Origin of the sequence: Pseudomonas cichorii (assembly GCF_019719005.1) — a bacterium.
Classification (GTDB): Bacteria; Pseudomonadota; Gammaproteobacteria; order Pseudomonadales; family Pseudomonadaceae; genus Aquipseudomonas; species Aquipseudomonas cichorii_E.
Genome location: NZ_JAIGPJ010000103.1, coordinates 1 through 710, shown reverse-complemented (window position 1 = coordinate 710; position 710 = coordinate 1). Strand labels below are relative to the sequence as shown.

Below are 710 nucleotides of genomic sequence, written 5' to 3'. Positions count from 1 at the left end.
TCGCCATTGACCTCATGTTCTTCGAGCCACACGATGTCGTGGGTCAGGGCCGCCACTTGGGGTGGACTCAATGTCACCCCGATCGCCAGGTTCAGTTGCTCCTTGCTGGCGATGGCGTTGTTCATCAGGTATTTGAGTTGGGCCTCGTTGGAGGTCTGCCCGGCCAGGAATGCCTGACCGGTACGGGCCACGATGGCTTGCTGGACGAGACGCTGTTCGTACAGGCCATCACCGAGACGTTTGGCACTGGCTTCCGGGTCGTAGCCCAGCCCGGCCAGCAGGTAGTCCGAACTCATGAACTGACGCAGGTCGGTCAGGACCGGGTTGGTTTCGATCAGGTATTTATGTGGATTCGGCGGCGCTGTATTACCGGGTAAGGCCTGGACCCGGGCGACCTGGCTGATCGGCGCAACCGTCGGCGTGGTCGTGCCGTTCTGAGCCGTGGTGTTGCTGGAAGCCACAGGGGTAATGACGGGAACGGTTGTCGCCCCCTGACCGGGCAAGGGAACGGTGCCGTTCTGGCCCTGAACCTGGGTCACGTCGGCAACCTGCGTCAGACCTGTGGACCCGGCGCTATGACCAGTGAGCTGCAGACGGGTTGCTGAATCGACCGGGGCGCTGGAGTCAAAGGCTGAAGCGTTGGCGCTCAAGCCCGAGTTCTGACGGACCACGTCAGCCAGTTGGCGAGTGGCGGTCGAAACCTGCCCGGC

The 710-nt window shown here is 62.7% G+C and carries 1 pseudogene; it reads right to left on the bottom strand.

Annotated elements, in window-relative coordinates:
• Positions 1–710 (bottom strand): annotated as a pseudogene (locus K5D32_RS25785) (filamentous hemagglutinin); the annotation flags it as partial.